The 25,931-nt window shown below is 71.7% G+C and carries 28 protein-coding genes; 16 read left to right on the top strand and 12 right to left on the bottom strand.

Annotated elements, in window-relative coordinates; genetic code table 11:
- Window positions 1-57 precede the first annotated feature (57 nt).
- A complete protein-coding gene (locus OHA37_RS15815) occupies window positions 58-867 on the bottom strand; it encodes a thioredoxin domain-containing protein (RefSeq protein WP_266905697.1) in 810 nt (269 codons plus the stop codon).
- 305 nt (window positions 868-1,172) lie between these two features.
- On the opposite strand from OHA37_RS15815, the gene OHA37_RS15810 reads away from it, so the two are divergent.
- Window positions 1,173-2,870: a lytic transglycosylase domain-containing protein gene (locus OHA37_RS15810; RefSeq protein WP_266905695.1), complete on the top strand. Its 1,698-nt coding sequence runs from the start codon at window positions 1,173-1,175 to the stop codon at window positions 2,868-2,870.
- Here OHA37_RS15810 and OHA37_RS15805 read toward each other — a convergent pair.
- The 3 genes from OHA37_RS15805 to OHA37_RS15795 all read right to left on the bottom strand — a co-directional run bounded on the left by OHA37_RS15805 (window position 2,867) and on the right by OHA37_RS15795 (window position 4,829).
- A complete protein-coding gene (locus OHA37_RS15805) occupies window positions 2,867-3,739 on the bottom strand; it encodes an alpha/beta hydrolase (RefSeq protein WP_266905693.1) in 873 nt (290 codons plus the stop codon). The two genes, OHA37_RS15810 and OHA37_RS15805, sit on opposite strands and share 4 nt — an antisense overlap.
- Window positions 3,736-4,329: a TetR/AcrR family transcriptional regulator gene (locus OHA37_RS15800; protein ID WP_266905691.1), complete on the bottom strand. Its 594-nt coding sequence runs from the start codon at window positions 4,327-4,329 to the stop codon at window positions 3,736-3,738. The genes OHA37_RS15805 and OHA37_RS15800 overlap by 4 nt, the downstream gene beginning before the upstream one ends.
- 296 nt (window positions 4,330-4,625) lie before the next feature.
- The gene (locus OHA37_RS15795; RefSeq protein WP_112451444.1) at window positions 4,626-4,829 is read right to left on the bottom strand and encodes a cold-shock protein; all 204 of its coding nucleotides are present in this window, start codon (window positions 4,827-4,829) and stop codon (window positions 4,626-4,628) included.
- Window positions 4,830-5,066: 237 nt separating this feature from the next.
- Between OHA37_RS15795 and OHA37_RS15790 the strand changes: the two genes are divergently transcribed.
- From OHA37_RS15790 to OHA37_RS15770, 5 genes are all read left to right on the top strand, one after another.
- Window positions 5,067-5,930 carry a menaquinone biosynthetic enzyme MqnA/MqnD family protein gene (locus OHA37_RS15790; protein ID WP_266905689.1) on the top strand — a complete coding sequence of 288 codons (864 nt, stop codon included), beginning with the start codon at window positions 5,067-5,069 and terminating at the stop codon, window positions 5,928-5,930.
- A gap of 219 nt (window positions 5,931-6,149) precedes the next feature.
- Window positions 6,150-6,965 carry an MBL fold metallo-hydrolase gene (locus tag OHA37_RS15785; RefSeq protein ID WP_266905687.1) on the top strand — a complete coding sequence of 272 codons (816 nt, stop codon included), beginning with the start codon at window positions 6,150-6,152 and terminating at the stop codon, window positions 6,963-6,965.
- A 177-nt stretch (window positions 6,966-7,142) separates the two neighbouring features.
- Complete coding sequence (locus OHA37_RS15780) at window positions 7,143-7,943, top strand: prepilin peptidase (RefSeq protein WP_266905685.1); 801 nt, start codon at window positions 7,143-7,145, stop codon at window positions 7,941-7,943.
- Window positions 7,944-8,190: 247 nt separating this feature from the next.
- Complete coding sequence (gene mqnC / locus OHA37_RS15775; RefSeq protein WP_266905683.1) at window positions 8,191-9,390, top strand: cyclic dehypoxanthinyl futalosine synthase; 1,200 nt, start codon at window positions 8,191-8,193, stop codon at window positions 9,388-9,390.
- A gap of 6 nt (window positions 9,391-9,396) precedes the next feature.
- Window positions 9,397-10,059: an imidazolonepropionase-like domain-containing protein gene (locus OHA37_RS15770; RefSeq protein WP_266905681.1), complete on the top strand. Its 663-nt coding sequence runs from the start codon at window positions 9,397-9,399 to the stop codon at window positions 10,057-10,059.
- Here the strand turns inward: OHA37_RS15770 and OHA37_RS15765 are convergent.
- From OHA37_RS15765 to OHA37_RS15750, 4 genes are all read right to left on the bottom strand, one after another.
- Complete coding sequence (locus OHA37_RS15765; RefSeq protein ID WP_266905679.1) at window positions 10,025-10,348, bottom strand: response regulator transcription factor; 324 nt, start codon at window positions 10,346-10,348, stop codon at window positions 10,025-10,027. The two genes, OHA37_RS15770 and OHA37_RS15765, sit on opposite strands and share 35 nt — an antisense overlap.
- Before the next feature lie 106 nt (window positions 10,349-10,454).
- Window positions 10,455-11,297, bottom strand: coding sequence for a DUF3152 domain-containing protein (locus tag OHA37_RS15760; protein WP_266905677.1), 843 nt, complete (start codon window positions 11,295-11,297; stop codon window positions 10,455-10,457).
- A gap of 33 nt (window positions 11,298-11,330) precedes the next feature.
- Window positions 11,331-12,284, bottom strand: a complete 954-nt coding sequence (locus OHA37_RS15755; protein WP_266905675.1) for a hypothetical protein — start codon at window positions 12,282-12,284, stop codon at window positions 11,331-11,333.
- Between the two features lie 96 nt (window positions 12,285-12,380).
- A complete protein-coding gene (locus OHA37_RS15750) occupies window positions 12,381-12,779 on the bottom strand; it encodes a hypothetical protein (protein WP_266905673.1) in 399 nt (132 codons plus the stop codon).
- Between the two features lie 259 nt (window positions 12,780-13,038).
- Here OHA37_RS15750 and OHA37_RS15745 point away from each other — a divergent pair, with 259 nt between their 5' ends.
- The 6 genes from OHA37_RS15745 (at window position 13,039) to OHA37_RS15720 (ending at window position 18,960) form a co-directional block, all read left to right on the top strand.
- Window positions 13,039-13,596, top strand: a complete 558-nt coding sequence (locus OHA37_RS15745) for a hypothetical protein (RefSeq protein WP_266905671.1) — start codon at window positions 13,039-13,041, stop codon at window positions 13,594-13,596.
- Window positions 13,593-15,059: a peptidoglycan-binding protein gene (locus OHA37_RS15740; protein ID WP_266905669.1), complete on the top strand. Its 1,467-nt coding sequence runs from the start codon at window positions 13,593-13,595 to the stop codon at window positions 15,057-15,059. The genes OHA37_RS15745 and OHA37_RS15740 overlap by 4 nt, the downstream gene beginning before the upstream one ends.
- Window positions 15,060-15,139: 80 nt before the next feature.
- Complete coding sequence (locus OHA37_RS15735; protein WP_266912822.1) at window positions 15,140-15,826, top strand: ABC transporter ATP-binding protein; 687 nt, start codon at window positions 15,140-15,142, stop codon at window positions 15,824-15,826.
- A 5-nt stretch (window positions 15,827-15,831) separates the two neighbouring features.
- Window positions 15,832-17,079, top strand: a complete 1,248-nt coding sequence (locus OHA37_RS15730; protein WP_266912820.1) for an ABC transporter permease — start codon at window positions 15,832-15,834, stop codon at window positions 17,077-17,079.
- Between the two features lie 258 nt (window positions 17,080-17,337).
- Window positions 17,338-18,033, top strand: a complete 696-nt coding sequence (locus OHA37_RS15725; protein ID WP_266905667.1) for a demethylmenaquinone methyltransferase — start codon at window positions 17,338-17,340, stop codon at window positions 18,031-18,033.
- A gap of 15 nt (window positions 18,034-18,048) precedes the next feature.
- The gene (locus tag OHA37_RS15720) at window positions 18,049-18,960 is read left to right on the top strand and encodes a glutaminase (RefSeq protein WP_266905665.1); all 912 of its coding nucleotides are present in this window, start codon (window positions 18,049-18,051) and stop codon (window positions 18,958-18,960) included.
- A 37-nt stretch (window positions 18,961-18,997) separates the two neighbouring features.
- Here OHA37_RS15720 and OHA37_RS15715 read toward each other — a convergent pair whose 3' ends face one another.
- A complete protein-coding gene (locus tag OHA37_RS15715) occupies window positions 18,998-19,528 on the bottom strand; it encodes a GNAT family N-acetyltransferase (protein WP_266905663.1) in 531 nt (176 codons plus the stop codon).
- A 104-nt stretch (window positions 19,529-19,632) separates the two neighbouring features.
- On the opposite strand from OHA37_RS15715, the gene OHA37_RS15710 reads away from it, so the two are divergent.
- A complete protein-coding gene (locus OHA37_RS15710) occupies window positions 19,633-20,916 on the top strand; it encodes a geranylgeranyl reductase family protein (RefSeq protein WP_266905661.1) in 1,284 nt (427 codons plus the stop codon).
- Here OHA37_RS15710 and OHA37_RS15705 read toward each other — a convergent pair.
- Window positions 20,882-21,163: a hypothetical protein gene (locus OHA37_RS15705; RefSeq protein WP_266905659.1), complete on the bottom strand. Its 282-nt coding sequence runs from the start codon at window positions 21,161-21,163 to the stop codon at window positions 20,882-20,884. The genes OHA37_RS15710 and OHA37_RS15705 overlap by 35 nt on opposite strands.
- A gap of 189 nt (window positions 21,164-21,352) precedes the next feature.
- On the opposite strand from OHA37_RS15705, the gene OHA37_RS15700 reads away from it, so the two are divergent.
- On the top strand, window positions 21,353-22,354 hold the full coding sequence (locus OHA37_RS15700) for a hypothetical protein (RefSeq protein ID WP_266905657.1): 1,002 nt from the start codon (window positions 21,353-21,355) through the stop codon (window positions 22,352-22,354).
- Between the two features lie 52 nt (window positions 22,355-22,406).
- Here OHA37_RS15700 and OHA37_RS15695 read toward each other — a convergent pair whose 3' ends face one another.
- A complete protein-coding gene (locus OHA37_RS15695) occupies window positions 22,407-22,733 on the bottom strand; it encodes a hypothetical protein (protein ID WP_266905655.1) in 327 nt (108 codons plus the stop codon).
- Window positions 22,734-23,143: 410 nt separating this feature from the next.
- Between OHA37_RS15695 and OHA37_RS15690 the strand changes: the two genes are divergently transcribed.
- Window positions 23,144-23,557 (top strand): hypothetical protein, encoded by a 414-nt coding sequence (locus OHA37_RS15690; protein WP_266905653.1) that lies wholly within the window; start codon window positions 23,144-23,146, stop codon window positions 23,555-23,557.
- Between the two features lie 234 nt (window positions 23,558-23,791).
- Here OHA37_RS15690 and OHA37_RS15685 read toward each other — a convergent pair whose 3' ends face one another.
- Complete coding sequence (locus OHA37_RS15685) at window positions 23,792-24,655, bottom strand: C40 family peptidase (RefSeq protein ID WP_266905651.1); 864 nt, start codon at window positions 24,653-24,655, stop codon at window positions 23,792-23,794.
- 910 nt (window positions 24,656-25,565) lie between these two features.
- Between OHA37_RS15685 and OHA37_RS15680 the strand changes: the two genes are divergently transcribed.
- Entirely contained in the window at window positions 25,566-25,925 is a 360-nt protein-coding gene (locus tag OHA37_RS15680; RefSeq protein WP_030010013.1) for an NADH-quinone oxidoreductase subunit A, read from the top strand.
- Window positions 25,926-25,931 lie beyond the last annotated feature (6 nt).

Genomic DNA, 25,931 nt, shown 5'->3' with positions numbered 1-25,931 from the left:
CCGCGGGTGGCGGCGGCCGGAGCGGCGGAGCCGGCCTGACCGCCGGCCGCCGTCCGGCTACTTCAGGTTCTCGGAGATCAGCTTCTTGAAGGCGTCCGGGGTGATCGAGTCGATGCCCTGCCCCGAGTTCACCGTGAGCTTCTTGCCGTTGATGGAGACGTCCGGGGTGCCCTGCATGTCCTGGTCGTAGAAGGCCTGGCCGACCTTCTCGACCCACGGCATGTAGGTGAGTTCCTTGACCGCCTGGTTGAAGGCGGGCGTCCGCAGGCCCGGGACCTGCTCCGCGAGCTCCAGCAGGGTGGCGGTGGAGCCGAACTTGTCGTCCGATTCCTTCTCCGGGTGGTTCTTGTAGAGCACCTGGAGGTACTCCATGAACTTCTCCGGGCCCTCGTTCACCGCAGCGCCCAGCGCGTTGACCGCCCGCTTGGAGCCCTTGCCGCCGCCCAGCGCCTTGTCCAGAAACGTGGCGAAGTGGTACTCGACGCGGTACGTGCCCGCGTCCGCCTGCTCCTTGATGGTCGTGCCGAGGCCGGTCTCGACGCCCGCGCAGTAGGGGCAGCGGGGGTCGAGCCAGACGGAGAGGACGTTCTTCGCGTCGGCCTTGCCGTACGGGATCACGATCCCGTCCTTGCCGGTGGTGTTGGCCGGCTGGACGAAGGGCTTGCCGGCCCCCTCGTCGGCGGAGTCCGCGGAGCCGGAGGAGTTCGCCGCGTACATGCCGATGCCGACCGCGAGGGCCAGTACGGCGACCAGCGCGCCACCGATCAGCACGCGCCCGCGCAGCTTCTCGCGTCGGGCCAGGGCCTCGCGCTCCTCGCGCATCCGGTCGCGGGCCGCGCGCCGCTGGTCCTTCTTGCTGCTTGCCATTCCCCAAGGATAAAGACCGTAGAGCACTCAAGTAGGTGTCATTGGTACGAATCGGGCGGGGACTTAAGTCCTTTGTCCGGTTCCGGGCGAGCTCCCGTGAAAGGTCCTGTGAAGGCCCGGCGAAGGGTGGGGCACATCTCCCGGGGCGGCGGTGAGTCGCGCGCGAAGAACTGATAGACAGTTAACCTCAACGGCCCGATCGGCCGTCCGCGCGAGGATGTTTCGGGGCGTGCGGAGCGTTATATGACTTTTTTTACGTTTTACGGGGGCCGGACCGGCCCCCGCTCTGGGGGGATCGCCGCACTGTGAAGCCACTTCACCGTCACCTCGTCAACACCTCGCGCAAGGTCATGTGCACGGCCGCCCTCGCGGCCAGCCTGACCACCGCCGCGGTCGTGACCAACACACCGATCGCGGGTGCGGGGGAAGCCGAGCCGACCCCCGACAGCCCCCAGGCCACCGATCGCGGTGACGCCCGGCTGGAGCTCCCGGACCTGGTCGCCGACCCGCCGCCGGCGCCCCCCGGCGCCGCCAGCCCGGACGGGGCCACCGCCGGCATACCCGCGACCGCCCTCGACGCCTACAAGCGCGCCGGGATCTCGGTGGCCGCCGCGCTTCCCGGCTGCCACCTGCCCTGGCAACTGCTCGCGGGCATAGGCAGGGTGGAGTCCGTGCACGCCTCCGGCTACGGGCTCAAGGCGGACGGGTACACCGAGAAGGCGATCCGCGGGCCGCGCCTGGACGGCAACGGCTTCGCCGAGATCAAGGACACCGACAAGGGCGAGTGGGACGCGGACGCCGAGTACGACCGCGCGGTCGGCCCGATGCAGTTCATCCCCTCCACCTGGTCGACCTGGGGCGCCGACGGCAACGCCGACGGCAAGCGCGACCCGAACAACATCTACGACGCCGCACTGGGCGCCGGCCTCTACCTCTGCGCGGGCCAGCGCAACCTCTCCGACGCGGGCGACCTCGACAAGGCGATCCTCAGCTACAACAGGTCGCGCGAGTACGTGAACACGGTGCTCGGCTACATGCGCCAGTACCAGGCCGGTCAGGGCGCGACCCCGGTACCGAACCCGCCGTCCGGCAACTACCCGACGCCGAACCCGCCGACCCTGCCCGCGCCGCCGCCCGCGCCGGCACCCGCGCCGACCCCGACGCCGACGCCGACCCCGAAGCCGCCGACTCCCACGCCGACCCCCACCCCGAAGCCGACCCTGGGCAAGCTGGTCCGGATCGGCACCGCCGAGGTCACGGCCGAGGCCGGGACCGAGTTCGAGCGCCTCCCGCTCATCAAGGCCGTGCTGACCGACGGCATGCCGGCCGTCGACCAGGCGATCGTGTTCTCGGTCGACGACGACACCACCGGCCGCACCGTCTTCGCGGCCGACGGCAAGGACTTCGCGGTCCTGCGCACCAACGCCAAGGGCCTGGTCAGGGTCCCGAAGCTGAAGGCCGGCCTCAAGGCGGGCACCTTCACCCTGCGCGCCACGGCCTACGCCGCTTCGGCCGAGGTCTCCGTGCGGTTCGGCGCCAAGGTCACCCCGGCCAAGCCGGTACCCGTCCCGGAGGCGGACAAGCTCGTCCGCAGCGACGCGAACGCCGGCAAGGCGCTCACCGCGGAAGCCGGAACCGCGATCAAGGGCGTGCAGTTCCTGGCGACGGCGAAGGACAAGCCGGTCGCCGAGGCCAAGGCCACGGCCGGGCTCGGCACCAAGGACAAGGACGGGAAGTGGGTCCCCGCGGACCCGGCCAAGGCGGGGGAGACCCCGTACTTCCTGGACAAGGACGGCAAGAAGCTGACGGAGCTGGCGCTCCCGGCGACGGCGGCCGACGGCAAGATCGACCTGCCGGAACTGTCCACCACCGGCGTCGCCGCGGGCACCTACACGCTCCGCGTGCGGATCTCGGACCAGGTGGTGCTCTTCCTGGAGATCACCGTCACCGAGCCCCCGGTCACCGAGCCCCCGGCGACCGACCAGCCGACCGGCAAGAGCTAGTCCGTCTCGACCTGGTCCCCGAAGGCCTGCCCCAGCGCCCCGCCGAACTCGGCGGGGTGCGTGGTCAGGCCGGTGTGCCCGCCGGGGAAGTGCAGCAGCTCCCTGCCGAACCGCTCGGCGAGGAACGCGGCCGGCCGGTAGGGGAGCTCGCCCCGCGAGTCCCGGCCGCCGGCGAGCACGAGCCGGTCCGAGACCGCCTCCAGCCGCCGGAGGTCGGGGGAGTACGCCATGAAGCCCGGCACGATCCGCCCGAGGAAGTACGGCAGGTCGGCCATCGTCCGCTCGGCCCGGGCCGCCGCGTGCGGCGGAAGGGCCGTCGGGGCAGGGGCCGGGGCCCGGGCAGGGCCCGGAGCAGGCGCGTCGCCGTCCTTCCGCAGCCCCGCCGCGAACACGGCCATCGCCGGCATGAGCCCCTCCGCGTCCAGGGTGTCCCGTACGCGTACGAGCAACGCGCGGTGCGCGGAAGCGTCCGGCAGCACCTCCACCACCGGGGGCTCGTGCGCGACGAGGCGTACGAGGCGTTCGGGCCGGGTCGTCAGCAGGTGGAGCGCCGCGATCGCGCCCGAGCTGGAGCCGAACACCCGGGCGGGCTCGTCCGGCGACAGCAGGTCCAGCAGCCGCAGCGCGTCCTCGGCGTGCTCGGCCACGCTCTGCACGGCCTCCGGTTCGTCCAGCGGGCTGCGGGACATGCCGCGCGGATCGTAGGACGCGACGGTGTACTCGGCCGCCAGCGCGTCGGCGACGCCGTCGAAGGCGGCCGCCCCACCGGTCCCGCCGGGGATCAGCAGCAGGAGCGGGCCCCGGCCGCGCACCTCGTAGTACAGGGTCGCGCCGGGCACGCGCAGGCTGCCGGTGGTCGGGGCGCTCACGCGGAGGCTCCCCTGCGGGGAGCGGCGCGGTGCTTCAGCAGGAGGTCCAGGGAGTCGAGGGACCAGAGCCAGGAAGCCTGCGGCGTCCGCGCGTGGGCGAAACCGCCCGAGGCCTCCAGGGCGACGAACCCGTGGAACGTGCTGCGCAGCAGCCGGGCCGCGTCGGTCAGATCGGGCTCCGCCAGTCCGTAGCCGCGCAGCATGCCGTAGGTCAGCGCGACCGCGCGGCGCGGCCCGGGGGCCTTCGCGGCCAGCTCGGGGTCGATCTTGATCGGGGCCTGCGTCGCCGCGTAGCGGCCGGGGAACCGGTGGGCGTACTCCCGCCAGGCGTTGGCGTACGCGACGAGCGCGTCCCGTCCCGCGAGCCCGGCGGTCGCCTCCGCGATGAGCAGCGTCTTCTCGTCCGCCGCCAGCAGCGCGATCCGCCCGCGGAGGTCCTCCAGGCTGCGGACGTGCGCGTAGAGGCTCGCGTCCTGCACCCCGAGCCGCCGCGCGACCTGCGCCATGGTCACCCGGTGCAGCCCCACGTCATCCGCCACCTCGGCCCCCACCACGGTGACCCGCTCGGCTGTCAACCCCATCCGCACCATGTGCCCCTCCCGTTGCTCAGTCCCCACAACTTATACCTAGGAGTCCTAGGTATGACCCTAGGGGGCCTAGGAGAGGAGGAGAGGGGGCCGTTTCGCTCCGTGCTGCCGGATATGTCACGGTCGGATACGGCGCAGCGCCCCCGGCACCGTCGAAGGGTGCCGGGGGCGCTGCGCCGCTGGTCCGGTCCGACGACCCGGCCAGGGAAAAGGCAGGAGCCCCGTCGACTCTGCTCGCGCAGAGAAGACAGGGCTCCTTGGGTACTGCATATCCAACCGCGATTGGTTGGCCCAGGCGACTAGGCCGGGGTGACGTTCTCCGCCTGCGGGCCCTTCGGGCCCTGGGTGACGTCGAAGTTCACCAGCTGGTTCTCCTCAAGGGAGCGGAAGCCGGCGGCGTTGATCGCGGAGTAGTGGACGAAGACATCCGGGCCGCCGCCGTCCTGGGCGATGAAGCCGAAGCCCTTTTCAGCGTTGAACCACTTGACGGTTCCGGTAGCCATGAGCCCTCCTATGGGCCAAAGGGTCGCCCTGCTCCAGAACCTGCTAAGAAGTCTGAAAACTACAAAAGCCTGCGGGTCACATTCTCCGCAGGCCTCGTACTGCAAGGGAAACCAAACTGCAACTTGCGTCGAGCCTAGCACGCACATCCCGGCCGAGACCAGAGGGAAAGATCACGTCACTCGGACGTTTGAGACCCGCCAGACGGCTGACGGAGACACGGGGGCTAGTCTCGCGATGTGGACGCCTATCGCAGCCGGCCCCGTGTCGGCCACATTCAGTTCCTGAACTGCCTGCCCCTCTACTGGGGGCTGGCCAGAACCGGCACGCTGCTGGACCTGGAGCTGACCAAGGACACTCCGGAGAAGCTCAGCGCGAGCCTCGTCCAGGGCGGCTTGGACATCGGTCCCATCACCCTCGTGGAGTTCCTCCGCAACGCGGACGAGCTCGTCGCCTTCCCCGACCTCGCGGTCGGCTGCGACGGTCCCGTCATGTCCTGCGTGATCGTCTCGCAGGTCCCCCTGGACCAGCTGGACGGCGCCCGCGTCGCTCTGGGATCCACGTCGAGAACGTCCGTGCGCCTGGCCCAGCTGCTGCTCGCGGAGAAGTACGACGTACGGCCCGACTACTACACCTGCCCGCCCGACCTGGGGCTGATGATGCAGGAGGCGGACGCGGCGGTGCTGATCGGCGACGCCGCGCTGCGCGCCTCGCTGCACGACGCGCCCCGGCTCGGGCTCACCGTCCACGACCTGGGGGCGATGTGGAAGGAGTGGACCGGACTGCCGTTCGTCTTCGCCGTCTGGGCCGCCCGCAAGGAGTACCTGGAGCGTGAGCCGGAGGTGGTGCGGAAGGTCCACGAGGCCTTCCTCGCCTCCCGTGACGTCTCCCTGGAGGAGGTCGGCAAGGTCGCCGAGCAGGCGGCCCGCTGGGAGGCCTTCGACGCGGAACTCCTGGAGCGCTACTTCACGACGCTCGACTTCCGCTTCGGCCCCGACCAACTGGCCGGCGTACGCGAATTCGCGCGGCGGACGGGACTCACGACGGGCTATGCGCCCGATGTGAACGTGGAGCTCCTGCCGGTGGCCGTGCCGGGTCATTAGCAAGGTTTATGGGGGTATTCGCCTTCCGCTTCTTTCCGCCCGGGTATAAGGGGCGGAAAGGCGAATGCCCGCCGTTCACCGGGAATGCGTTGTCCTTTCACCTCGCCCGCGCGGGCGTGCGTACGGGGCCTTGCGGGGACACGATGAGAGGGAGGGCGGGCCGGGGGGAGCCCGGGCGGTCGCGAGCGTGCTCATCCAGGGGGCCATCGGAGCTCCGCCATGACCACACGCACACTCGGCCGGGACATCACGGTCCTCGGGGACGCCCTGGAAGCGCCCGGGGTCGGCTTCATCCCGGTCAACGCCTTCGTCCTGCACGCCCGTGAGCCCGTGGTGGTCGACACCGGCCTCGGCCTGCCCGACCGTGACTTCCTGAAGACCCTGTCCGAGGCCGTCGACCCCGCCGACGTGCGGTGGATCTGGCTGACGCACCCGGACCGGGACCACACCGGCGGGATCTTCGCCCTGCTGGAGGCCGCCCCCGAGGCCCGCGTGGTGACCACCTTCCTCGGCGCCGGCGAGATGACCACGGAGCGCCCGCTGCCGATGGACCGGGTCTACTTCCTCAACCCCGGCCAGCGGCTCGACGTCGGCGACCGCTCCCTCACCGCCTTCCGGCCGCCCCTCTTCGACAACCCCGCGACCGTGGGCTTCTACGACGACCGGTCGCGGGCCTGCTTCAGCTCCGACTGCTTCGGCGCCCCCCTCCCCGACGGCGACCTCGCGGCCGGCGGCGAGGCCGGGGCGGTGGGGCCCGAGGACCTGCGGGCCGCCCAGCTGTTCTGGGCCTCGCTGGACAGCCCCTGGGTGACCGTCGCCGACCGGGAGAAGTTCCTCGCCACGGTCCGGCCGCTCCGGGAGATGGACCCCGAGCTCGTGCTCTCCACCCACCTGCCGCCGGCCGCCGGGGTCGCACTCATCGCCCGGATGCTCGACACCGTGGGCCTCGCCCCGGGCCTCGACCCCTTCGTGGGCCCGGACCAGCAGGCGCTGGAGCAGATGCTGGCCGGGTTCGAACCCGCGGGCCCGGCCTGATCGGCAAGACACCCCCTGGGGGTGCCCGGTGGCGCATCCACAGGCCTTGAGGGGGGCCGTGGCCGCTGCTAGCGTGCGTCGCCAAGTCATGGGGCGCGGGGCTGGGGCGGGGGCGTGGGATGAGGATCCGGTTACGGGCAGCCGCTCCGGGCCGCCGGGCAGCGGTGGCGGGCTGACGTGGGCATCACGCTGTTCGTGGCCGGGGTCACGCTCTGGGGCGCGGCGGCCGGTCTCTTCCTGCCCCGGGCCGCCTACCGCCTCTCCGTCGAGGCGGGCCTGCCCTGGCGCTCGGCCTGCCCGGCCGGCCACCCGCTGACCGGCCCCGCCCGAGGCTGGCTGGGCCGCGCGGTGTGCCCCCGGTGCGTGCCCGCTGGCCGGTGGCGCGGTGGTTACGCCCCCGCTGCCGGAGCGGTGCTGGCCACCACCCTCGTCTGCCTCGCGCTCGGGGCCGGGGTCGGGGCGCGGCCCGAACTGGCCGCCTGGCTGCTGCTGGCGCCGATCACCGTCCTGCTCTGCTTCGTCGACCAGGCCGTGCACCGGCTGCCCGACGTACTGACCCTGCCGCTGGCCGCCACCACCGCGGCCGCACTCGGCGTGGCCGCCCTGTTCGCGGGCGCCGGCGGATCCTGGACGCGCGCTCTGCTGGGGGGACTCGCCCTCTGGACCGTGTACCTCGTCCTGCATGTGATCCACCCGCCCGGCATGGGGTTCGGCGACGTCACCCTGGCCCTGACCGTGGGGCAGGTCCTGGGCTGGTACGGGTGGTTCGAGCTGATCGCGGGCACCTTCGCCGCGTTCCTCGCGGCCACCGTGCACGGGTACGCCCGGCTCGCCCTGCGCCGGGTGGAGCGCGGGAGCTCGATCGCCTTCGGCCCGTTCATGGCCGCCGGAGCCCTCGCGGGCGTGATCTACGCGGGCCTGGGGCTGGGGCCCGACTTGGGGCTGGGCCCCGTCCTGGGCGCCGGCCCGGTTCCGTGAGCAGGCGAGCAGGCGAGCAGGCGAGCAGGCGAGCAGGTAAGCAGGTGAGCCGGTCCCGTGAGGTGGGTCCCGTGAGGTGGGTCCCGTGAGGCGGGTTCCCGGGCCGGGTCCGGGATCCGCACTCTTCGGGACATCCCGCAGGGGGCCAGACCGGGAGCCGGAGGGGCTGGCGTAGGCTGGATCGGTCCGGGAATTTCGACCGCAGCCGGGCGCCAGCCGAACGACACAGCCGAAAGGTGACGCACCGGTGACCGACCAGGCCGCTCTCCAGTCAGTCCTCGACCGAGCCGCCGCTGGGGGCCGGATCACCAAGGAAGAGGCGCTCGACCTCTACCGTCACGCGCCCCTGCACGCGCTGGGACAGGCCGCCGACGCGGCCCGCCGGCTGCGCTACGCCGGTACCGAGCACATCGCGACGTACATCATCGAGCGCAACATCAACTACACCAACGTGTGCGTGACGGCGTGCAAGTTCTGCGCCTTCTACGCGGCCCCCAAGGACGCGAAGAAGGGCTGGTCCCGCGACCTCGACGACATCCTGCGCCGCTGCGCGGAGACCGTCGAGCTGGGCGGCACGCAGATCATGTTCCAGGGCGGCCACCACCCGGACTACGGCGTCGAGTACTACGAACACCACTTCTCCGCCATCAAGCAGGCCTTCCCGCAGCTGGTCATCCACTCCCTCGGCGCGTCCGAGGTCGAGCACATGGCCCGCATCTCCAAGGTGTCTGCGGAGGAGGCCATCCAGCGCATCCACGCCGCCGGTCTCGACTCCTTCGCGGGCGCCGGCGCCGAGCTGCTCCCGGAGCGGCCGCGCAAGGCGATCGCCCCGCTCAAGGAGTCCGGCGAGCGCTGGCTGGAGATCATGGAGATCGCCCACAAGCTGGGCGTGGAGTCCACCTCCACCATGCTGATGGGCACCGGCGAGACCAACGCCGAGCGCATCGAGCACATCGCGATGATCCGGGACACCCAGGACCGTACGGGCGGCTTCCGCGCCTTCATCCCGTACACCTACCAGCCCGAGAACAACCACCTCAAGGGCCGCACCCAGGCGACCGTCTTCGAGTACCTGCGCATGATCGCCATCGCGCGGCTCTTCCTCGACAACATCGCCCACATCCAGGGCTCCTGGCTCACCGTCGGCAAGGAGGCGGGCCAGCTCTCCCTGCACTACGGCGCCGACGACCTCGGTTCGATCATGCTGGAGGAGAACGTGGTCTCCTCGGCCGGTGCCAAGCACCGCTCCAACCGCATGGAGATCATCGACCTCATCCGCAAGGCGGGCCGCGTCCCGGCGCAGCGCGCCACGACGTACGAGCACCTCCTCGTGCACGAGGACCCGGCGAACGACCCGGTCGACGACCGCGTGGTCTCGCACATCTCCTCCACCGCCATCGAGGGCGGTACGGCCCACCCCGAGCTGAAGCTCATCTCCTCGAACTGAGCGCCCGTGCTGACGATCCACACCGCCGAACTCCTCGTCACGGGGCTCGCCGCCGGACCCGGCCCGGGACCGGCGCCGCTGCCCGGCGGCGCGGTCCTGGTCGAGGGCGACCGCATCGCCCGGGTGGGCCCGTACGAGGAGCTCGCCGCGGCCTATCCGCACGCGCGCGCCCGCAGCTGGCCCGGGGTGCTGACCCCGGGGCTGCTGGTGCGCGGCGGCGACGAGCTGCTGGAGCGCACGTACTATCCGGACGACCCGTACGAGATCACCGAGCTCGGGGCCGAACCGATCAGCGGCGCGGCGGCGTTGGCGGACCTGAAGATGACGGAGCCGCGCTGGGGAAACAGCGCGCGGCGCGGTACGCAGAAGCTGCTCGCCCGCGGGGTGGTCGCGGTGGCGGGCCGCTTCACCAGCCCGGCCGTCCGTACGGCCGTGGTCCGCTCCGGGCTGACCGTCGTCCCGCCCGCTCCCTACGAGGGTCCGGCCTCCCTGGACCCGCTCGCCGGCCGGACCGCGGCCGGGCAGGCCTTCCACGGCGTCCTGGAGCCGGGCGCCCCGGCGCGGTTCGCGGTGTTCGCGGTGGCCGGTCCGGTGGAACTGCTGGTGGAGGGCCCGACGACCTGTGTGGCCACGGTCATCGGCGGCAGACTGCTCCACCGCCGGCGCTGAGCTCGGCGGATTCCGTCTGGGTGAGGGCGGACAGCAGACAGACCTGGAGGCGGCTGAGCCCGCCCAGCTTCTCGCGGATGTTGGACACGTGGAATTTGACGGTGCCGACGGACAGCGTGAGCTTCTTCGCCAGCTCCGAGTTGCTCGCACCCGTGCATAAATTGATGAATACGACCGACTCTTGGCGTGTGAGCTGAATTTCTTCCCGCGGTCCGCAGTCGCTGCCGGACTCCGGACCGGACTGGAACGTGCCTGGCAGACTGATGGTCATGCCGTTGTCGATTTCCATGATCCCCCCCGGGATGTTTCGATCGATTTTTCATTGTAACTGCAGTGCTGGAGGGGGGAATGGCTGGTTTCGGTCAGAACTGTGATGATCCGGTGTGTGTGGCCGATCAAGGGACGAGCGGTCCCCTCGCGTAATTCCCGCGCGAGTCGAACGGCCAGGCGTTGGACCGGCACCCCAGCAGCCCTTTGAGCTGCTGCATCATCGCCGGCGCGGGCAGGCCCGGGCCGGGGCAGGTCTCGTGGCCGCGGCCCAGTTCGTGGCCCACCTCGTGGTTGATGATCAGCGCCCGGTACTCGGCGGGCGAGCCGTCGAACTGGGGCGAACCGAGCTGCCAGCGCCGCAGGTTGACGATCACCTGGTGCCCGCTGCGGCAGTTCGCCTCCCCCTTCAGCTCCGGGGTCACCACCTGGCAGAGCCGGTCCGTGGTGGCCGGGGTGGCGATGCGCACCGTGAACTCCACCGGGCCGGACCCGGTCAGCCGGAACGCGTACCGCGGGTCGCGGGTCCAGCCGCGCGGGTCGCCGAGCACGGCGTCGACCGCGCGGGCGGCCTCGTCCGGATCGATGCCCGAGCCGTCCTCGGCCTCGACGCGGTAGCGCCGTACCGGTCCGGAGCCGTGGCGGGGGCCGGAGACGGTGGAGGCCCGGAAGGTGCCGGGCCCCGTCTCCGGGACGGCCGGGGGGCTCGGGGTGGGCGTCGGCGACGGGGGAGGCGTGGGCGTGGGCGCCGGTACGGACGTGGGCGAGGGCGTGGGTGTGGGTACGGGCACGGGGTCGAGCGCGGCCGTCCGCCCGGACGGCGGGGGCTGCGGGGCGGAGAGGTCCGCGCGGGGTGCGGAGGCCTGGGGCAGGATCCCCGCCATGGCCGCCGCGACGGCGGCCCCCGAGCAGAGCACGAGCGGCAGGACCAGCCGTGCGGGCCGGCGGCGGGTGGAGCGGTGTTTCGTCATGTCAGAGCCGAGTCGTTCGCAGCGTGTCGTGGATCAGGCGGAGGTGAGCTGGGCGGCGAGCCGCATCCGCTCCTCCAACTGCGTCTTGGCCAGGGCCAGTACCTCGGCGTTCTGCTCGATCAGCCGTTTCTGGTAGGCGACTTCGACCGTGAACCATATGCCCACCAGGTTGGTGCGCTGCTTGCAGGCCACGTCCTGCTGCGCGGCGGTGACCGCCTGCGGAGATCCCAGGGTGGCGTCGTTGAATCCCAGTTCGGGGCTGACCGGATTGTCGGTCGAGAAACCTTTTTCCGCCATGCAGGCAGACCATTCCTTGATCGCCTTTTCCACCCGGCTGTCCTGCCGGGAGCGCCCGTAGGCGTCGAATCCGAAGTTCTGCGGGACCATGATGTCCACGGAGTTCTTCACCGGGGAGTAGAGCTTGAGGAAGGATTCCCGCAGGCAGCCGCCCGACGGAACCTTCTTTCCGTCGACGGTCAGCGAGCCCAGCCCGGATTTCTCGGATTCCTCCTGGCTCATGGGGATGGGTTTCGCGGGATCCACCTGCTCCTCACCGTGCAGGAAGAGCTTCTCGTTCGGCCCGAGCTGCTTCGCCACCGGCTTGGGCGGACGGTTCTCCAGCACCGGGTTGTTGTAGCCGTAGCGGGTGGCTACCGAGGCGTCGGAGAGCCCGTAGCGCCTGCTCTCGTCGCGCGGCTGCGCCGCGGACCCGGCGCGCGGGGACTCGTACCGGAACCCGTAGCGCTGCATGCACTGGTCGACCAGCTTGTCCTGGGCCTTCGTCAGCTGGGAGTTCTGCTCCCCGGTCGGTACGTACGCGTCGAGCGGGAAGCGCAGGTCCGCGCTGGCCAGCAGGGTCGGCGCGGCGCCGGTCGGGGGCTCCTCGGCGGACGGACCGCCGTCCGGGTCCGAGCCGCCGCACCCCGCGAGGGCCAGGGGCAACAAGGCGACGCCGAGAGGTCGCAGCAAGCGGCGGGAGAAGGGCATGTGGGCTCCGGAGGGAGATGAGAAGATGTGGGCGCGCCGCTCCGCCCGATGGTTGCGGGCGGAGCGGCGCTTGTGCTGCGCATGAGTGACGTGGTGTCAGCGGACCCAGTACGCCGAGGAGATGCGGTTCTTGAAGGTGGCGCTGGCGTTGCCCGCGTAGCCCGCGGGGAGGGTCCCGTGGGAGCCGCCGCGGTTCCAGTCGGTGTAGACGTCCCAGGTGAACGAGTCCAGGTTGCGGTAGGACTCCGTCCAGTCGTTGGTGGTGTGACCCGCGCAGGACTGCGAGCCCTTGAAGTAGTCGTCCGCGAAGTTGACGTCGTCGAGGACGAGGTCGAACACGGAGTTGCCCTGGTTCTGGAAGCAGAAGAGGCCGAACTCGCCGGACGTGATCCAGCCGTCCTTCTCGGCGGCGGAGGCCGAGCCGAGCGAGAGGCCTACGGCGGACAGGGCGAGCGCTGCTGTGACGGCGGCGCGCATGACGATGCGAGAGCGCATGGCTGTGCCTTTCCGTGGGGAGCGTGGACGTTGACAGCGTCGGTACCGGGCGAGTGCCTGCAGACACCGGATCCGGCAGGTGATGGGCCCATCGGACCGGGCTGAGTCAACGGGGTCCGGGCCGGGGCGACAACTAGCCTTCGGGCCAGTTACGTCTGGGGTGGGTGACTCCTACGGTGTAGGCGGAGGCGCCCTGTTGCCGTACGGCGCCCGCTCCGGAGCCGGCTCGCGGCGGGAGCGTACGAAGGGGTCGATTCCTGTGTCATCTCCACGCGTCCGGTCCGCTTCCGCGCCGGTGCTGTTGTCCCTGGCGTCCCTGATGTCGGTGGTGCTCCTGGTGTCCGGCTGCTCGGGGGGAGAGCCGGACGCCGGGGGCGCCGCCCCGTCCGGAGCCACCGGTACGGGTACGCCGACGGCCACCTCGCCGGCTCCGACCGGCAAGGACGCCGCCGATCCCAAGCTGGCGGCGTTCTTCGCCTGCCTGAAGGACCAGGGGCTGCCGATGAAGGACACCCCCTCGGGGATACAGGTCGTGGACCCGGCCAAGGCCGACCCCGCCAAGGTGCGGGCGGCCGAGACGGCCTGCGCGGCCAAGCGGGTGCAGCCCCAGGCGGACGCGGCGACGCTCGCGAAGGCGAAGGAGTTCACCGCGTGCATGCGCGCGAACGGGGCCCGGGACTTCCCCGACCCCGACCCGGTCACGGGTGACTCCGGGGTCGACGCCGGGCTCAAGACGGACCCGAAGGCGGCTGCCGCCCTCCTCAAGTGCGCGGAGAAGGCCCCGGCGGGTTCGTCCTCGGGCGTGGTGGGTGGATGAGCGCGAAGCACCGTAAGTGGGTCTTCGCGGTGGCCGGCGGGGCGGTCCTGCTCGCGGGCGCCGGAGTCGGCGCCTCGGCGGTGATCAAGTCCCCCGCGCAGGTGGCGGCCGACGCGGGGCCGCCCCCGATGGACGTCCTGGTGGCCCGGGTCGAGAAGCGGGTGCTGCGCGACACCGTCGTCCTGCGCGGCACCGCGACCGCCACCCAGACCGTGCAGGTCACGCCGACCGCGCGGGCCGAGGGCGCGGCGGCGCCGGTGGTCACCAAGGTGGCGGCCACCGCCGGGAGCGCGGTGGACGCGGGGCGGGTGCTGCTGGAGGTGTCGGGGCGGCCGGTGTTCGTCCTGCCGGGCAAGCTGCCCGTGTACCGGGACCTCAAGCCGGGGGCCACCGGGGAGGACGTCAGACAGCTCCAGCAGGCGCTGGCCGGGCGGGGACACCCGACGGGCGCCGACAAGGCCGGGACCTTCGGGGCCGGCACCAAAACGGCACTCGCCGCCTTCTACCGTTCGATCGGCTACGACGCGCTGCCCGCGCTCGCCGACGGCGGAGAGGCGGTGGAGGCCGCGGAGGAGGCGGTGACCGCGGCCCGGCGGGCGCTGGAGGACGTACGGGCCGGGGCGGGAGCCGGGGACGGCGGGGCAGGCGGTGCCGGCGGTGCCGGCGGGGCGAAGGGCGGCGCCGCCGGCTCGACGGCGAACTCCCCTGCCGTGGAAGCCGCTTCGAACCCGGGTTCCTCGCGCGCCGTGCGCCGGGCCGAGGAGGACCTGGCCAAGGCGCGGCGCAAGCTCACCGAGGCGCAGGAGGTCGCGGGTCCGATGCTCCCGGCCGGCGAGGTCGTGTTCCTGGAGGGATTCCCCGCGCGGATCACCACGGTCAACACCAGGGTCGGCTCCGTGGCCACCGGTCCCGCGCTGACGCTGTCCGCCGGGGCGCTGGTGGTCCGGGGCCAACTGCAGGAACACCAGAAGGGCTTGGTCCGGGCGGGCCAGCGCGTGGAGATCAGGTCCGAGGTCAGCGGGGTGACGGCCACGGCCAAGGTCGCCTCGGTGGCCGACACGGCCGCGGCCCCGGCCGCGCAGCCGCAGGGCGGGACCGGGGACGGCCAGCAGCAGGCCCCGCCGGGAGCCCCGGGCTACGCCATGGTCGTGGAGCCCGACAGCCCGCTGGACCCCGCGCTCGCGGGACAGGACGTACGGCTGACCGTGGAGGCGGCCGCGACCTCCGGTGACGCGCTGGTCGTCCCGGTGAGCGCGGTCTCGGCGGGCGCCGACGGGCGCACCAGCGTGTCCGTCGTCGACTCCGCGGGCAAGCGGCGGCAGGTGGAGGTCCAGGCGGGCACGACGGGCGACGGCTACGTGGAGGTGAAGCCGACCGGGGCCGGGGCGCTCTCCGAAGGGGACAACGTCGTCACCGGGGTCAACCCGGGCCTGAGCGGGGGCGGCGGAGGGAAGACGCCGTGACCCCGGCGGGGGAGGAGCCGGCAGGGGCGGCTGTCGGCCCGGGGCCGCAGGACCGTACCGGCGGACCCGGCGAGGCGGTCATCGAGTTCCGGGGCGTCGGGCTCGCCTACCCGGGCCCGCCGCCCGTCGCCGCGCTCACCGGCTGCGATCTGGTGGTGCGCCGCGGCGAGTTCGTCACCGTCGTCGGGCCCTCCGGATCGGGCAAGTCCACCTTCCTCAACATCGCCGGGCTGCTCGACGCCCCCACGACCGGCACGTACCTGCTGGACGGGGTGGACACCGGGGCGCTCGCCGACAGCGGCCGGGCGGCGCTGCGGGGCCGCCGCATCGGATTCGTCTTCCAGTCCTTCCACCTCCTCTCCCACCGCTCCGCCCTGGAGAACGTGGCCCTCGCGATGCTCTACAACGGCTTCCCCCGCCGGGAACGCGCACCGCGCGCCCGCGAAGCCCTCCTGCGGGTCGGCCTCGGGCACCGCGTCGACGCCCTGCCCACCCGGCTCTCCGGCGGCGAACGGCAGCGGGTCGCCATCGCCCGGGCCCTGGTGACCCGCCCCTCGCTGCTGCTGTGCGACGAACCGACGGGCAATCTCGACTCGGAGAACGCGGGAACGGTGCTGGAGCTCCTCGACGAACTGCACGCGGACGGCATGACCGTCCTGGTGATCACCCACGATCCGGAGGTGGCGGCCAGGGGAGCGCGTACGGTCCGCATCCGCGACGGCGTGCTCGCCGAGGACCGGCCATCGGTCGCGGGAGCGGCGCTGTGAGGCTCCTGCCGCGCAGGCCTCCGCGCCCCCTGCCCCCGCCCGAGCGGCCCACCCGCCTCGCACCGCGCGACATCCTCGGCGAGGCCTTCGCCGGGCTGGTGCAGCGGCCGGCCCGCTCGGCGCTGACCGCGCTGGGCACCGTACTCGGCGTCGGATCCTTCGTCGCCATCCTCGGCCTGACGGCCACGACCTCCTCCCAGATCGACGCCCGCTTCAGCGTGCTCGGCGCCACCGAGGTCACCGTCGAGGACGTGGCCCGCAGCCAGGACCAGTTCACCGGCCCCGGCTTCCCCGCCGACGCGGACGACCGCACCGAGCGGCTGGGCGGGGTCCGGGACGCGGGCGTCTACTACACCGTCCGGCTGCCCGCCGACGGGACCGTCCGCGCGGCCCCGGTCGGCGGCGCCGCGCGCGGTGAGAGGACCGACGTCATCGCCGCCTCACCGGGCGCCCTGCGGGCCGCCGTTCCCCGGATCGACCGGGGGCGGCTCTACGACGCCTACCACTCCGGCACCCGCCAGCGGGTCGCCGTCCTGGGCGCCGCCGTCGCCGCCCGGCTCGGCATCACCACGCTGGACACCGCGCCCGCCGTGTTCATCGGGGACGAGCCCTTCACCGTGGTGGGGATCATCGGCGACGTGGAGCGCAAGGCGGACCTGCTCCTGTCCGTCATGGTCCCGCGCACCACCGCCGAGGAGATCTGGGGACCCCCGCAGGGCGACGGCGCCCGCATGCTCATCGCCACCGAGCTCGGCGCGGCCCAGCAGGTGGCCCGGCTGGTCCCTACGGCGCTGCGCCCCGACCACCCCGAATACCTGAAGGCCGTGGCCCCGCCCGATCCGCGCTCGCTGCGCACCAACGTCTCCTCGGACCTGGGCCGGCTCTTCCTCGTCCTGGCCGGCATCTGCCTGATCATCGGCGCCGTGGGCATCGCGAACACGACACTGGTCGCCGTCCTGGAGCGCACCGGGGAGATCGGCCTGCGCCGGGCCCTGGGAGCGCGGGGCCGGCACATCAGCGGCCAGTTCCTCGCCGAATCGGGCGCGCTCGGCGCACTCGGCGGGCTGGTCGGGACCTCGCTGGGCTGCATGACGGTGGTGCTGGTGGCGGTGTTCCGCGACTGGACCCCGGTGATCCACCCGGCCACGGCCCTGGCCGCCCCCGCGATCGGGCTCCTGACCGGCCTCCTGGCGGGCCTCTACCCGGCGTGGCGGGCCTCCCGCATCGAACCGGCGGAGGCCCTGCGGCGGTGAGCGGGGCCGCCGCCCGGTCCCGGTGGCCCGCCGCTGCGGCCGTGCCGCCGCGGCGGCCTCCGTGGCGTCCGGCCGCGGCGGCCCCCGTGGCGTCCCGTCGTGCCGGCCTCCGTGGCGTCCCGCCGCGCCGTGCCGCGGGCACCGTACGGGCGGCCGGGTGCGGTGCCCGGGGGGCCTGCGAGAATGGCGGGGCGGTCCGCAGGACCCTGCCGAACCGTTCGCCGAACCATTCGCACCGCACCCGAGGGGCCCACGCCAGTGACATCCGCTTCCCTGGACAAGCAGCCGCACGAAGTCGCCTCCATGTTCGACGGCGTGGCGGCGAACTACGACCTCACCAACGACGTCCTCTCGCTCGGGCAGGCCCGCCTGTGGCGCAAGGAGGTCGCCAAGGCGGTCGGCGCGCGCCCCGGGCAGCTGGTCCTCGACCTGGCCGCCGGCACGGCCACGTCCTCGCTGCCCTTCGCCGCGACCGGCGCGTACGTCGTGCCCTGCGACTTCTCCCTCGGCATGCTCCGCGAGGGCAAGAAGCGCAACCCCTGGCTCCCGCTGACGGCCGGCGACGCGACGAAGCTCCCCTTCAAGGACGACTCCTTCGACACCGTCACCATCTCCTTCGGCCTGCGCAACGTCCAGGACACCGACGCCGCGCTGCGCGAGCTGTACCGGGTCACCAAGCCCGGCGGCAAGGTCGTGATCTGCGAGTTCTCGCAGCCCACCTGGGCCCCCTTCCGGACCGTGTACACCGAGTACCTGATGCGCGCGATGCCGCCCGTCGCCCGCGCCGTCTCCTCCAACCCCGACGCGTACGTCTACCTCGCCGACTCCATCCGCGCCTGGCCCGACCAGCCGGCACTGGCCGCACTGCTGCAGAAGGCCGGCTGGTCCGAGGTGGCCTGGCGCAACCTGAGCGGCGGCATCGTGGCCCTGCACCGCGGCACGAAGCACGTGTAGTACGGGGCTGCGGAGATGGACTACCAGGCACTGCTGGAACAGGTCGCCACCGACATCGCCCCGCTGATCGGCAGCGGCGCCACCGCCGAGTACATCCCGGCGCTGGCGTCCGTGGACCCGCGGCAGTTCGGCATGGCCATCGCCGACCTCGACGGCAACGTGTTCGGGGTGGGGGACTGGCACACGCCGTTCTCCACGCAGTCCATCACCAAGGTCTTCGCGCTGGCCCTCGCGCTCGCCGAGGGCGGCGACAGCCTGTGGGAGCGGGTGGGCCGGGAACCCTCCGGCAACCCCTTCAACTCCCTCGTGCAGCTGGAGTACGAGAGCGGCATCCCGCGCAACCCCTTCATCAACGCGGGCGCGCTCGTCGTCACCGACCGGCTCCAGACGCTGACCGGCGACGCGAGCAGCGAACTCCTGCGCTTCCTCCGGGAGGAGAGCCAGAACCCCGACGTCGGCTTCGACGCGGAGGTCGCCGCCTCCGAGCAGGAACACGGGGACCGCAACGCGGCCCTGGCCCACTTCATGGCCGCCTACGGGAACATCGACAACCCGGTGCCGACGCTGCTGGAGCACTACTTCTGGCAGTGCTCCATCGAGATGAGCTGCGCCGACCTGGCCCGCGCCGGCCGCTTCCTGGCCCGGCACGGACTGCGCGCGGACGGCTCGCGTCTCCTCACGCGCAGCGAGGCGAAGCAGGTCAACGCGGTGATGCTGACGTGTGGGACGTACGACGCGGCGGGGGAGTTCGCCTACCGGGTGGGCCTGCCCGGCAAGAGCGGCGTGGGCGGGGGGATCGTCGCGGTCGTGCCCGGCGCGTGCACGCTGGCCGCGTGGAGCCCCGGTCTCGACGCCCAGGGCAACTCGGTGGCCGCGGTGGCAGCGCTGGACCGCTTCACGACCCTGACGGGCCTTTCCGTCTTCTGACGCGCCACTCGCGCGGTGCGGCCCCGCGCAGCCGGGGTCAGGAAGGGGTCAGGGTCAGGGCGTAGCGGCGGGCGCGGCGTTGGCCGCCGGGCAGCGGGAAGCGGTCCGCCAGGGTCATGCCGAGGCGCTCCGCCACCGCGATCGAGCGGACATTCGCATCGTCGATCATCGCCACGACATCCGGCACCCCGGCCCCCCGCACCCGCTCGACCGTCGCGAGCGCAGCCGCGTAGGCGTACCCCTTCCCCCACGCGGAGCGACCGAGCCGCCATCCGATCTCGATCTCCCCCACCGGGCCCCACGCCTTCGAAGCGGGCCACGGCTGGGCCCCGGTGAAGCCGAGGACCTCCCCGTCCCCGTCCAGCAGCGTCCACAGACAGAAGCCGAGCCGCGCGTCGTGCATCCGCTGCCGCGCGGTGATTTCCTCGTAGAAGGAGAGCTCGGCCGGACCGCCGAGGAACTCCATGACGTCGGGGTCGCGGAAGACCCGGTACCAGGCGTGCGCGTCCTCGTCCGTGGGCACACGGAGCTGGACGACGGGGAGCGGCCGGGTCGGCGAGGTGGTCACAGGGGCAGCCCTTCGGATCGCGTTCTCTCTCGCTGCATAGACTGCACGTGTTCTTGTGCCGTTGGGCACCCTTATCGAGTTATCGAGCCTTCGGGAGACCCGTCGTGACCGAGCCCCTCTCCGAGCACTCCGCGGACGTGATCGTCGTCGGGGCCGGGCCCGCCGGCTCGACGACTGCCTATTACCTGGCCAAGGCCGGACTCGACGTCCTGCTCCTGGAGAAGACGGCGTTCCCGCGCGAGAAGGTCTGCGGTGACGGCCTGACGCCGCGCGCCACCAAGCAGCTCGTGTCGATGGGCATCGACATCTCCGAAGAGGCCGGCTGGCTGCGCAACAAGGGCCTGCGGATCATCGGCGGCGGCCAGCGGCTCCAGCTGGACTGGCCGGAGCTGGCCTCGTTCCCGGACTACGGACTCGTCCGCAAGCGCGACGACTTCGACGAGACCCTGGCCCGCCAGGCACAGAAGGCCGGCGCCCGGCTGTACGAGCGCTGCAATGTGGGCGAGCCCGTACGCGATCCCCGCACCGGCCACATCACCGGAGTGACGGCGAAGCTCGGCGAGGAGAAGACCCAGGTCACCTTCAGCGCCCCGCTGGTGGTCGCGGCCGACGGCAACTCCTCCCGGCTGTCGCTGGCGATGGGCCTGCACCGCCGCGAGGACCGCCCGATGGGCGTGGCCGTGCGTACGTACTTCACCTCGCCCCGCCACGACGACGACTACCTGGAGTCCTGGCTGGAGCTCTGGGACCGGCGCGGGGCCGAGGACCGGCTGCTGCCCGGCTACGGCTGGATCTTCGGCATGGGCGACGGCACCTCCAACGTCGGCCTCGGCATCCTCAACTCCTCCTCCGCCTTCAAGGAGCTGGACTGGCGCGAGGTCCTCAAGGCCTGGTGCGCCTCGATGCCGGAGGACTGGGGCTACACCCCGGAGAACATGACGCAGCCCATCCGCGGTGCGGCCCTGCCGATGGCCTTCAACCGCCAGCCGCACTACACCAAGGGGCTGCTGCTCGTCGGTGACGCGGGCGGGCTCGTCAACCCGTTCAACGGCGAGGGCATCGCCTATGCGATGGAGTCGGGCCAGATCGCCGCCGACGTCATCGTCCAGGCCCACTCCCGCGCCACCCCGGCCCTGCGCGAACTGACCCTGCACAGCTACCCGAAGGTCCTCAAGGAGACCTACGGCGGCTACTACACGCTGGGCCGTGCCTTCGTGAAGCTCATCGGCAACCCGAAGATCATGAAGATCGCCGCCCAGCGGGGCCTGAGCCACCCGGTGCTGATGAAGTTCACGCTGAAGATGCTGGCCAACCTGACCGACCCGACGGGCGGCGACGCGATGGACCGCGTCATCAACGGCCTTTCGAAGGTCGCCCCCAAGGCCTGACCCCGAGCGCGGGCTCCGCCGGGTCGTGGACCCGGCGGATGCAGTGGATCAGCAGGAGCAGGCCGCAGAGCATCAGGGTGCCCGATGCCGTCCAGTCCAGCGTGAGCGTCAGGGGAGAGCCGGGCTTCTGCCAGGGGCGGGTGGTGGTCAGCAGCCAGCCGCCGAGGGACAGGAGTCCGAGCCCGGCGGCGGCCGGGGCGGCGGTGGGGTCTGGACCGGGTGCTTCGTCGGACGGGCCGGGCGTCACGGATCACCACTTCCTGGGGCGACTCGGGCGTGCTCGCCCCGGCCATCTTGGCAGGGCCCGGGCCGTTCGGCACGGGATGTCCGTCAGGAGGGACGGACCGGCAAGTTGGTTTCCAGGCAAGAAGTTTGGCTGACCAGCAGGTGAGAAGGCCTTGTCCCCGGTACCGGCCGGGCTGTTCAATTCCCGAGCGTGAACAGGTCTTCCGCGATGCGCTCCCGTCCGCTCCGTCGTCCCGCCCTCCGTCCCGCCCTCCCGGCCGCCGTCCTGCTGGCGCTCGTGCTGGCCGGCTGCTCGGATCCGGACGGAGCCGACGCGCACGGCGAGCCGGAAATCGGCGAGGTCGCCGTCGCCCCGGCCGCGGCTTCGCTCTCGCTGCCCCTGGACGCGTACACGGACACCGAGGCCGAGACGGTCCGCATGGGGCAGGTGCAGCAGCGGCTGCTCTCCCGGTGCATGGCGCGGTACGGGTTCCCGTACGAGGAGGTCAGGCCGTCCGATCCGGCCGGCGCCCAGGGGCCGCAGGGCCGGCACGGTGCGCTCTTCGGTGCGGCCGATCCGGTGTTCGCGGCGGCCCACGGCTACGACATGACCGCGGGCAAGGGGCGGCCGGTCAAGCCCCCGGCGACCCCCCTGAGCGAGAGCGCCACCCTGGTCATGCACGGCGAACGGCCGGGCGGGGAACAGGGCGCCGCGCAGCCCCCGGACGCCGCGAGCGAGGAGGAGGCCGCGCGGGTGGACAGCGGCATCGACGTCGGCGGGCAGAAGGTGCCGCCCGGCGGATGCATCCGGGAGGCGTACCGCAAGCTGTACGCGCCGACGAAGAACAGCGTGGACCTGCTGTTCCCGTTCGGGCTGGCCTCGGAGGCGCACGAACGCTCCAAGGGCGATTCGCGGGTGGCCGGGGTGCTGAAGAACTGGTCGGCGTGCATGGAGAAGTCGGGGTACACCGGCCTGAAGGATCCCTACGAGGTCGTCCAGAAGCTGGGCCTGGAGGCGGATCCGGGCGGCCCCAAAGCCGTCACCGCGGCCAAGGCCGACGTCGCCTGCAAGCGCGAGGTGAACCTCGTAGGCGTCTGGGCGGCGGTGGAAACCGCGTACCAGAAGCGGCTGGTGGAGGAGCAGGCCGAGACCCTCGCGCTGTACAAGAAGCAGCGCGAGGCCCGCTACAAGCTCGCGGCCGGGCTCCTCTGAGCCGTACGCGCGCGCCTCAGGAGGGCCGGGCGCCTCAGGAGGGCCGCGCGCCTCAGGAGGGCCGGGGCATGCAGGCCCGGTACGCGTCGCGGTGGTTCCGCTTGAGCTCCTGCCACTGCTCGGAGGTGCCGCCGTCCTTCTGCTGCACCTCGCCGGTGACCGGATCCGGGTCCGGATACCAGGAGACGCCCTTCGCCCGCATGCACGCGGAGGCCTCGCGCGCGGCGGCGAGTTCCTGCGGGCCCGCCTGGACGGGGGAGGGGGGCGGGAGCAGCGGCAGGCAGGCCTCCTGTGCCGGGGGGAACTGCGGGCTCTCCTTCTCCACGAAGTGCGGGGCCCCGTCGTCCCCGTAGGAGAGGGTCATTCCGTGTTGCTGCATGCACGTGTAGAACGGCATGTCCGCCGCCGTGATCGAGGGTGTGGCGGTGGGCGCGGCCGCAACTCCCGGCTTTCCCGCTCCGGAGTTCTTCCCCGGGAGTTCCCCGCCTCCGCATCCGGTCAGTACGAGGCACAAAAGGAGTGACGAGGATATTTCGCGTACACGCACGAGGCGTTTCCCTTGCGATCGGCGGAGTGGAAGGGCGCGTTGGTGCGGAAGAGATGCGGAAGTGGTACGGAAGAGGGGCCGAAGGCCGCGGGAGATCGTAATCGGATGCCCGGAATGCGGACAAGTCCGTTACCCGCCATGCCGGTTGTGGCCTGAACAGCCGAGAAGCCCCTTGCCCTGCGGTGCCCCGGAAGGTTTAATCCCGGCCGGAATCAATTCCCCTGAAGATGGAGAAATCTCCCATGAGCAAGGTCCTCAACAAACTCGCCACCGGTTGCGCCGCAGCGGTATCCGTCGGCGCCGTTCTCCTTGTGGCAGCCGGGCCGGCCGCCGCCAACACGGAGCGGAACGGCTATCTGGAAACCAGCGAGTTCGGCCTTTACTACAACTCCTACCAAGGGGGTTGTGTCTTCGACCTGATGTCCTCGGACTGGAACTTCTTCAACGACCTCTTCGTCGGGCCCGAGAACTGCGTCGGCCGGAACCGGGTGACGAACGACGACACCGCGTCCTACCGGAACCGGGACACCTACACGTGGAAGGTGGCCACCGAGGTGAACCTCACCGGTCTGATCGGTTCGCTCCCCCCGGGCTACACGGGCAACGCCAGCGTGAACTTCAAGAACAAGATCACCTCGGCCACGTTCCTCGACTGACGGAGCGGTGCGGGGCCGCCTCCGCGGCCTCCCCGCGCCGCCGGACGGCACTGGGGCAGCCCTCGGCGGCTTCCGGGAGCCGCGAGGAGCCGCAAAGCCGTCAGGAGCCTCCGAGAGCTCCGGGAGCCTTCCGGGAGCCTCCAGGACGGCCGAAAGGCCGGTACTCCACCCCCGAGCGGGGGAGTACCGGCCTTTCGTGCGTCACCGGGAGCGGCCCGGGACTGCGGGGAGATGTCAGAGGACGCGAACGGCGCCCGTCGGCTTGTCGTAGCTCAGGGAGCGCTCGACGATGCCGGTGCCGGAGTTCTGCGCGCCGACGAACTTGCCGCCGCCGACGTAGATGGCGACGTGGTACGCGCTGCCCTTGGAGCCCCAGTACAGGATGTCGCCCGCCTGGAGGTTGCTCAGGGAGACCGACGTGCCGGCGGTGGACTGCGCCTGCGACATGCGCGGCAGGCTGATGTTGGCCTGGCGGTACGCGGCCTGGACGAGGCCCGAGCAGTCGAACGAGGACGGGCCGGTGCCGCCCATGACGTACGCCTTGCCGACCTGCGCGCGGGCGAAGTTGACGATGGCGGCGGCGGAGCCGGTCGCGGGGGCCGTGACGGTGCCCTTGCCCTGCGAGGAGGACCCCGAGGAGGAGGACCCCGACGAGGAGGATCCGGAGTTGCTCTGGAGCGAGGTGCGGGCCGTGCTGCGGCTGGCGCGCTCGGACTCGGCCTTGCGGTCCGCGTCCTCCTTCGCCTTCTTCTCGGCGTCGGCCTTCTCCTGGGCGTCGGCCTTGAGCTGCTTGGCCTCGGCGGCGGCGCCCGTGCGGGCCGTCTCTTCCAGGGCGTTGAGCTCGCCGTCGACGGCGGCGGCGCGGGTGTTCTCCGCGGCCTTGGCCAGGTGCGAGGACACCTCGGCGCTCAGGTCCAGGTCGAGGACCGGCATTTCGAGGGTGGTCTCGTGCACGGGCTCGGCGGAGGGGGTGGCGCTCGCCGTGCCGGCCATGGCCAGGGTGCTGAGGACGCCACCGGCAACTCCGGCGCGGACCGCGAGCTTCGAGGCGCTGCGGCGGGGCTTCCGGTGGCTGGGTATGTGAGCGGTGAGGGACATGGGTACAACCGCTATCAGGGCGCCCCGGCTCCCTTCAAGAAACGTGGTCTGCGCCACAGTTGTGCGCGAAGCGGGCTAACCGGGCGCGTCGGACCTCTTATTGACGCCGTAACGGGCGAATCGGACAGCCGTCCGCGAGGCTGTGATCATGGGGTTTCCGAAATAAGTCCGAATTGATCCCGGGCCTACCATCCACCTGCACTGATGGCCAAGTCCTCTTTCGGTACCGAGAATTCCGAGTGGCGCAGGTCACAGAAGCGTCACGCGATGCGGACACTGTGGCCCTCCTGTGACCGAACCGTGAAGCCGCCGTCGGGTCGGCGTGGGGGCGGGACCGGGTCGAGGCCGGGTCGAGGCCGGGTCGGGACCCGGTCGCGATCCACCGGAAGGGGGCGTGCGACCCACCCCGGGGTCGCCTCTGCGGGTCACCTCTCCGGGTCACTTCTCCGGGTCGCCCCCGGATCGCCTCCGCTCGACCCCTGACTCCCCTCTGCCCCGACTTAGTGAACGCATGCACGCGTCCACTCCCGTCCGCGCGAGGTCCCCCGACCGGGGGACGCCGATCCCTTTATCATCACGCGCACCACCGTGCCAATTTGCATGCAGGGGCCACGGTTTGATAGTGCGGCAGGCCTTCCACCTGCAACGACGGGTGCGGATGTCACCTTTGGTGATCATGTGGATGCTTCACGTATGAAGATCACCACTCATTGGGCTTCATGATCGTTCGTCAGGTGGTGGAGATCACAAACTCGTTGTTGTAACCCGTGTCGCAGATCACAGATGGGCGGGCATAAGATGCGCACCAGTCCGGCTTGTGAACTGCCTCACATGCGAGACGTGGGAGGCGGGGCGCGCGGCGCCGGAGCAGCGGTCCAACGGTCAAGGACGACTGGAAGGAGCGAGGAGCGTGAATGCGTACGCGCCCATCCTCGTGCTCGGCGCCCTCGGCGCAGGGTTTGCGATCTTCTCCGTGGTCATGGCCACGCTGATCGGCCCAAAACGGTACAACCGGGCAAAACTTGAAGCTTACGAGTGCGGCATCGAGCCCACTCCCATGCCGGCCGGCGGCGGTCGCTTCCCCATCAAGTACTACCTGACGGCGATGCTCTTCATCGTCTTCGACATCGAGGTTGTCTTCCTCTACCCCTGGGCGGTCACCTTCGACTCGCTGGGGATCTTCGGGCTCGTCGAGATGCTCCTCTTCGTGCTCACCGTCTTCGTCGCCTACGCCTACGTATGGCGCCGCGGCGGCCTGGAATGGGACTGAGGGGCT

Origin of the sequence: Streptomyces sp. NBC_00335 (genome assembly GCF_036127095.1) — a bacterium.
GTDB lineage: Bacteria > Actinomycetota > Actinomycetes > Streptomycetales > Streptomycetaceae > Streptomyces.
The sequence above is the reverse complement of the archived record's forward strand: the minus strand, read 5'-3'. Positions and strand labels throughout refer to the sequence as shown.

Coding starts and splice junctions, on each gene's coding strand:
- OHA37_RS15815 (WP_266905697.1), bottom strand. CDS start 867: ATGGCAAGCAGCAAGAAGGACCAGCGGCGCGCGGCCCGCGACCGGATG.
- OHA37_RS15800 (WP_266905691.1), bottom strand. CDS start 4,329: ATGGTGCGGATGGGGTTGACAGCCGAGCGGGTCACCGTGGTGGGGGCC.
- OHA37_RS15795 (WP_112451444.1), bottom strand. CDS start 4,829: ATGGCTACCGGAACCGTCAAGTGGTTCAACGCTGAAAAGGGCTTCGGC.
- OHA37_RS15785 (WP_266905687.1), top strand. CDS start 6,150: ATGACCACACGCACACTCGGCCGGGACATCACGGTCCTCGGGGACGCC.
- OHA37_RS15765 (WP_266905679.1), bottom strand. CDS start 10,348: ATGGAAATCGACAACGGCATGACCATCAGTCTGCCAGGCACGTTCCAG.
- OHA37_RS15760 (WP_266905677.1), bottom strand. CDS start 11,297: ATGACGAAACACCGCTCCACCCGCCGCCGGCCCGCACGGCTGGTCCTG.
- OHA37_RS15755 (WP_266905675.1), bottom strand. CDS start 12,284: ATGCCCTTCTCCCGCCGCTTGCTGCGACCTCTCGGCGTCGCCTTGTTG.
- OHA37_RS15750 (WP_266905673.1), bottom strand. CDS start 12,779: ATGCGCTCTCGCATCGTCATGCGCGCCGCCGTCACAGCAGCGCTCGCC.
- OHA37_RS15740 (WP_266905669.1), top strand. CDS start 13,593: ATGAGCGCGAAGCACCGTAAGTGGGTCTTCGCGGTGGCCGGCGGGGCG.
- OHA37_RS15720 (WP_266905665.1), top strand. CDS start 18,049: ATGGACTACCAGGCACTGCTGGAACAGGTCGCCACCGACATCGCCCCG.
- OHA37_RS15695 (WP_266905655.1), bottom strand. CDS start 22,733: ATGCAGCAACACGGAATGACCCTCTCCTACGGGGACGACGGGGCCCCG.
- OHA37_RS15690 (WP_266905653.1), top strand. CDS start 23,144: ATGAGCAAGGTCCTCAACAAACTCGCCACCGGTTGCGCCGCAGCGGTA.
- OHA37_RS15685 (WP_266905651.1), bottom strand. CDS start 24,655: ATGTCCCTCACCGCTCACATACCCAGCCACCGGAAGCCCCGCCGCAGC.